Origin of the sequence: Kitasatospora sp. MBT66, from assembly GCF_000710405.2 — a bacterium.
Classification (GTDB): domain Bacteria; phylum Actinomycetota; class Actinomycetes; order Streptomycetales; family Streptomycetaceae; genus Kitasatospora; species Kitasatospora purpeofusca.
In genome coordinates this window covers 9,601-15,932 of record NZ_JAIY01000020.1, presented here as the reverse complement: position 1 = coordinate 15,932, position 6,332 = coordinate 9,601, and the positions used below count along the sequence as shown (strand labels likewise).

Below are 6,332 nucleotides of genomic sequence, written 5' to 3'. Positions count from 1 at the left end.
CCGCCCCCGACGGCGGCCGGGTGCCGCCCGCCAGGGCCGCCCGTCGGCTGCTGGAGCAGCTCGGCGCGGACACCGCCGACGTCCCGCTGCCCGGCGGCGCCGGGGACGGCCGGGACGACCCGGCGTGCGTCGCGCTGCGCGCCGCGCTGGCCGGGCGGCGGGTGCTGCTGGTGCTGGACGACGTCCGGGACGCCGGGCAGCTGTGGCCGCTGCTCGCGGACGAGCCCGGCTGCCTGGTGCTCGCCACCACGGCCGGGCCGCTCACCGGGATCGAGGACATCGACCCCGTCATCCTCGGCGGGCTCGACCGGACGGCCGCGGCCGAGCTGCTCGGCGACCTGGTCGGCGGCACCAGGATCGGCTGCGACCCGGTAGGCGCGGCGGACCTGGCGGAGGCCTGCGGCTCCCAGCCGGCGGCGCTGCGGCTGATGGCCGGGCGACTGCGCGGCAAGCCGGAGCTGGCGGTGACGGAGGCGGCCAAGGAGCTGCTGCGGGCCGTCGCCGAGGCCGGGAAGGCGGAGCCGGACCGGGCCCCGGCGAAGGACCCGGAGGGCGCGAAGGAGTCGGCGGAGCCTGCGGACCCGCCGGCCGGGAAGGGCAAGGGGAAGCGCGGGGCGGTCGTGACCGCTTCGGAGCCGGCCGCCGCGGTGGCCCCGCCGGCGGAGCCACCGCGCGACCCGGCCGCCTGGGTCCGGCCCGGGCCGGAACCCGCGGAACCCGTCCCGGTGCCCGACAACGACCCGCTGGTCGGCGCCTTCACCCTGGCCTACGCCGGTCTGACCGCCGCGCAGGCCCGGATGCTGCGCGCGCTCACCCTGGCCCCCGCCCAGTCCGCGGACCCGCGCACCGCCTCCGCGCTGGTCGGCTGTCCGGCCCCGGAGGCCGCGACGATCCTGGCCGCGCTCGCCGAGCGGGAGCTGCTGGCCGAGGAGCCGCCGGCCGCCGACGGCACCGCCCGCTACCGCGTCCCCGGCCGGCTCCACCCCCGGCTGGTCCGGCTGCGGGAGCGGGAGGACCGGCCCGCCGAGATCGAGCTGGCCCGGGCCAGGCTGCTGGAGCGGCTGGTCCGGCTCACCGAGTCGGCCCGCTCGCTGCTCGACCCGTCCGAGGGCGCCGGGCCCGATCCGCTGCCCGGCCCGCTGCGGCTGAAGTCCGCCGCCCACGCCCGGGAGTGGCTGCTCGGCGAGCGGGACCCGCTGCTCGGCGCGGTCGCCGACGCGATCGGCCAGGGCGATCTCGACGGTTCGGCGGGCCGGCTGGTCACCGCGCTGCTCCGGTCGCTGCCCTTGACCGGCGCCGCCGCCCCGGCCGACCTGCACCAGCTGCACGAGCTGGTGCTGACGGTGGCCGAGCGCCACGGCCGGCCGCGCCGGGCCTCGGCCGCGCTGCTCAACCTGGGCGACCTCCAGGCCGCCGCCGGACGCTGGGAACAGGCCTCCGGGCACTACCGCGCGGCCCTGGAGCACGCCAGGACCGCCGACGACGAGGCGCTCTGTGCCCGCGCGCTGGAGGGCGCGGCGGGCTGCCACCGGGCGCTCGGCGATGCCGTGCGCGCCGCCGATTGGTACGGCCGGGCGCTGGGTGTCCGGCAGTCGATGGGGGACCAGGCCGCCGAGGCCCGGCTGCTGGCCCGGGTGGCCGAGGCGCACGCGGCCCAGCGCCGGTTCGACGAGGCGGAGCGGGAGTACCGGGCATCGCTCTCGGTCCTGCGCCGGATCGGCGACGAACGGGGCCGGGAGGCCGTCGCCGTTGCCCTCGCCGAGCTGCGGGAACGGGTCTCCACCGGGTGGTAGGTCCCGGTTCGGGAGTATTGTCGAATATGCCCGGTCAGCGCGGCTTTGACAGGAAGATCGCGATGGAAGCCTACGAACCTGCCAATGAGCTCGGCAGATTTATTCACTTTGGAAGGCTGACAGGCCGCCTGGGCTTCATTACACTCGTACTCAGTCGCGCAGCGAGCCGTGCCCCGGTGCCATCCGGAGGCTTCCCCCCGTGCGCGTCGCCCGCCGGTCTTCTCCGGTAGGGACCCCCATGGCAAGAGGACGTGTTTAGCCGTGAAGGTCGGCATCCCCCGCGAGGTCAAGAACCACGAGTACCGCGTGGCCATCACGCCCGCCGGCGTGCATGAGCTCGTCCGCAACGGACACGAGGTCTACATCGAGGACAACGCCGGTGTCGGCTCCTCGATCCCGAACGAGGAGTACGTGGCCGCCGGCGCCACCATCCTCCCCACCGCCGACGAGGTGTGGGCCACCGCCGACCTGCTGCTGAAGGTCAAGGAGCCCATCGCGCAGGAGTACCACCGCCTGCGCAAGGGCCAGACGGTCTTCACGTACCTCCACCTGGCGGCCGACCGCGCCGGCACCGACGCGCTGGTCGCCTCCGGCACCACCGCCATCGCGTACGAGACCGTGCAGACCGCCAACGGCGCCCTGCCGCTGCTCGCCCCGATGTCCGAGGTCGCGGGCCGGCTGGCCCCGCAGGTCGGCTCGTACCACCTGATGCGCCCGGCCGGCGGCCGCGGCACCCTCCCGGGCGGCGTTCCCGGCACCCACCCGGCCAAGGCCGTCGTCATCGGTGGCGGCGTCTCCGGCTGGCACGCGGCCACCATCGCCATCGGCATGGGCTACGACGTGACCCTGCTGGACCGCGACATCAACAAGCTGCGCGAGGCCGACAAGATCTTCGGCACGAAGATCAAGGCCATCATGTCCAACTCCTTCGAGCTGGAGAAGGCCGTCATCGAGGCCGACCTGGTCATCGGCGCGGTGCTGATCCCGGGCGCCAAGGCCCCGAAGCTCGTCACCAACGAGCTGGTCTCCCGCATGAAGCCGGGCTCCGTGCTCGTCGACATCGCCATCGACCAGGGCGGCTGCTTCGAGGACTCGCACGCCACCACGCACGCCGAGCCGACCTTCCAGGTCCACAACTCGGTCTTCTACTGCGTGGCCAACATGCCGGGCGCCGTCCCGAACACCTCCACCTACGCGCTGACCAACGCGACGCTGCCGTACGTCGTCGAGCTGGCCAACCGGGGCTGGAAGGAGGCGCTGCGCCGCGACGCCGCGCTCGCCAAGGGTCTGAACGTCCACGAGGGCCAGATCACCTTCGCCGCCGTCGCCGAGGCGTTCGGCCTGGAGTCGGTCTCCCTGGAGTCCGTGCTCGCCTAGTACGACCTCGTGTCGCCCCCGACCCGATGTCCTCGGGTCGGGGGCTTCGCCGTGCCCGTCCGCGGGGTCACGCTGAGTCCCCGCGGAGGGTGTGAACGAGGGGTGAACCCCGTGGCGACTTCGGGGGCGGAACGGGTGGGTCGCTCTGTCGTCAATTTCTGTGGGTCGTGTCACCCCACCGCAGAAACGTTAGGGTCAAGGGCCCTCGCATCCCTTGACAGAGGGTTGCCCGATAGTCGACACATCCTGCCCACTACCGTGGATTGTGTTGCTGCGAACGCCTTGAACGGCCTAGAGTCGCAAACCGTCGGCATGCTGCCACGCTGACGAATCGACATAGAGTCCTGGATGCCCAAGGAGGTAAGACGACTTGTGAATGAGTCGACATTTGCTCCCGGGGGTGGTCAGCCAGGGCTGGCGGAGCACACCGCCGGCCAGCCGAGTGGGGAGTCCGGGGCCAGGCAGGCCTCCGTGGGCTCGGCCGAGGTCGGCTCGGTCGCTCTCCGTACTTTCGAAGCACGCCAGAACACAGCACAGGTGACCACGGTGACCGACTACGACGCCGAACTGCCGGCCCACGGCCTGGCCTACGGCGAGTTCGCCTACGGCGCCTACGACGACCCCGACGCCGAGTACGAGCCGGACCCGGAGTACGCGGCCACGCTCGCCCCCGACGCCGCGCGACAGCGCCGCGAGCGGATCGGCCCGACCGGACGTCCGCAGCCGTACTTCCCGATCCCGGCGCCGGTGGCCGAGCACGGCCCCGCCCAGATCATCGCGATGTGCAACCAGAAGGGCGGCGTCGGCAAGACCACGTCGACCACCGCCCTGGGCGCCACCCTGGCCAGCGAGCGCCAGGACAAGGTGATCGCGATCGACGCCAACCCGGACGCCGGCACGCTCGGCCGCCGGGTGAAGCGGCAGACCGGCGCGACCATCCGCGACCTGGTGACGGCCATCCCGCACCTGCGCAGCTACATGGACATCCGTCAGTTCACCTCCCAGGACCTCCACTCCGGTCTGGAGATCCTGGCGAACGACGTCGACCCGGCCGTGTCGACCACCTTCAACGACTCGGACTACCGCCAGGTCATCGACGTGCTGGGCCGCCAGTACCCGATCATCCTGACCGACTCCGGGACGGGTCTGCTGTACAGCGCGATGCGCGGGGTGCTGGACCTCGCCGATCAGCTGATCATCGTCTCCACGCCCAGCGTGGACGGTGCCTCCTCGGCCTCCACCACCCTGGACTGGCTCTCCGCGCACGGCTACGCCGACCTGGTGCAGCGGTCGATCACGGTGGTCTCCGGGGTCCGCGAGACCGCGAAGATGATCAAGGTCGAGGACATCGTGGCGCACTTCCAGACCCGCTGCCGCGGCGTGGTCGTGGTGCCGTTCGACGAGAGCCTGGCGGCCGGCGCCGAGGTCAACCTGGACATGATGCGGCCCAAGGTCCGCGAGTCCTACTTCGAGCTGGCCACCCTGGTCGGCGAGGACATCGTCCGGGCCCAGCAGGCCGCCCAGCAGAACGGCTGGCAGCAGCAGGTCCAGCCGCAGCCCGCCCAGCCGCAGCCCCCGGCGCCGGGCTACCCGCAGCCGCAGCCCGGACCGCAGGGACAGCCCCCGTACGGCCAGCCGTACCCGTACCCCCAGCCGCCGCAGCCCGGCCAGCCGCACGCCCCGCAGCCCGCGCCCGGCACGCCGTGGGCGCCGCAGCCCGGGCAGGTCCCGCCGCCCCCGCCGGGCTACGGCTACCCGCCGCAGCAGAGCGCCCCGTCGCAGCCGCCGGCGCCCGAGTGGCAGCAGCCGCCCGCCCCTCCGGCCGGCGGCGGCTACGGCCACCCCCAGCCGGAGGAGGGCCACCAGCCGCCCCCGCCCGGTTACGGCTACCCGCCGCCGCCCGCGCCGCCGCAGTAGCGGCCGGCCGTAGCCGTCAGCAGTAGCGACGAACGCCGAGGGCCCGCCGACCTCCGTGGTCGGCGGGCCCTCGCGCGCTCCGGCACGCTCTCCGGCGCGGCGGCCGGCCTCCGTCAGCCGGCCTCGGTCAGCTCCCGGGCCCGCTTCACGTCGTCGGCCATCCGGTCCAGCAGCGCCTCGATGGAGTCGAACTTCTCCATCCCGCGCAGGTACACCAGGAACTCCACCGCCACGTGCAGCCCGTAGAGGTCCAGGCCCACCCGGTCGATGGCGTACGCCTCGACGGTGCGCGCGGTGTTGTCGAAGGTCGGGTTGGTGCCCACCGAGATGGCGGCCGGCATCCGCTCGCCGTCCGCCGTCAGCCAGCCCGCGTACACGCCGTCGGCCGGGACGGCGCTGTGCGGCACAGTGTCCACGTTGGCGGTCGGGTAGCCCATCTCACGGCCGCGCTGCGCGCCCCGCACCACCTCGCCCTCCACCCGGTGCGGGCGGCCCAGCACCTCCGCCGCCCCGGCCACGTCGCCGGACGCCACCAGTCGGCGGGTCAGGGTCGACGAGAACGGCTCGCCGTCCCCGACGGTGCCGCGCACCTGGAGGTCGACCACCTCGACGCCGCAGTCCGCCGCCCGGCCCAGCTCGGCCAGCAGCTCGACGTTCCCGGCCGCGCGGTGGCCGAAGCGGAAGTTCGGCCCCTCGACCACCAGGCAGGCGTGCAGCGCGTCCACCAGCACCTGCCGGAAGAACTCCTCCGGCGACTCCTTGGAGAACTCGGTGGTGAACGGCAGCACCAGCACGGCGTCGACGCCCAGCTCCTCGATCAGCTCCGCCCGGCGCGGCTGCGGGGCGAGCAGCGGCGGGTGGGTCCCCGGGCGGACCACCTCGCTGGGGTGCGGGTCGAAGGTGACCACCACCGAGCGCACCCCCCGCTCGCGGGCGCGCTCGACCACCCGGTTGATGATCAGCTGGTGTCCGCGGTGCACCCCGTCGAACGAGCCGATGGTGACGACGCTGCGTCCCCAGTCAGCGGGGATCTCCTCCAGGCCACGCCAGCGCTGCACCTGACCGCTCCTTGTTCCCTACGGCGCGTACCTTCTGTACGCTCAAACGCTCAAAACCCGAACCCCTATAGCGTGCCATGCGCCTGTCCGGAGTTCGGCACCGGAAGGCAGGTTGGCCGAACCGCCGGGTGCCGGGCTCCCCCGCCCGGCGGCCGGACGGCCCCGGTACCGCCGGCCCGCTCGGCCT

General features: G+C 73.8%; 3 protein-coding genes and 1 pseudogene. 3 read left to right on the top strand and 1 reads right to left on the bottom strand.

Annotated features, from left to right (window positions below):
* The 3 genes and pseudogenes from BI06_RS41170 to BI06_RS41160 all read left to right on the top strand — a co-directional run.
* Window positions 1-1,793, top strand: a 1,793-nt coding sequence (locus tag BI06_RS41170; protein WP_051742904.1) for a tetratricopeptide repeat protein, incomplete at its 5' end; no start/stop codon positions are given.
* Between the two features lie 261 nt (window positions 1,794-2,054).
* A complete protein-coding gene (gene ald / locus BI06_RS41165; RefSeq protein ID WP_030396096.1) occupies window positions 2,055-3,170 on the top strand; it encodes an alanine dehydrogenase in 1,116 nt (371 codons plus the stop codon).
* Between the two features lie 774 nt (window positions 3,171-3,944).
* Window positions 3,945-5,087: pseudogene (locus BI06_RS41160) on the top strand (MinD/ParA family protein); the annotation flags it as partial.
* 113 nt (window positions 5,088-5,200) lie between these two features.
* Here the strand turns inward: BI06_RS41160 and BI06_RS41155 are convergent.
* A complete protein-coding gene (locus tag BI06_RS41155; RefSeq protein WP_082559058.1) occupies window positions 5,201-6,145 on the bottom strand; it encodes a bifunctional riboflavin kinase/FAD synthetase in 945 nt (314 codons plus the stop codon).
* Window positions 6,146-6,332: the final 187 nt, after the last annotated feature.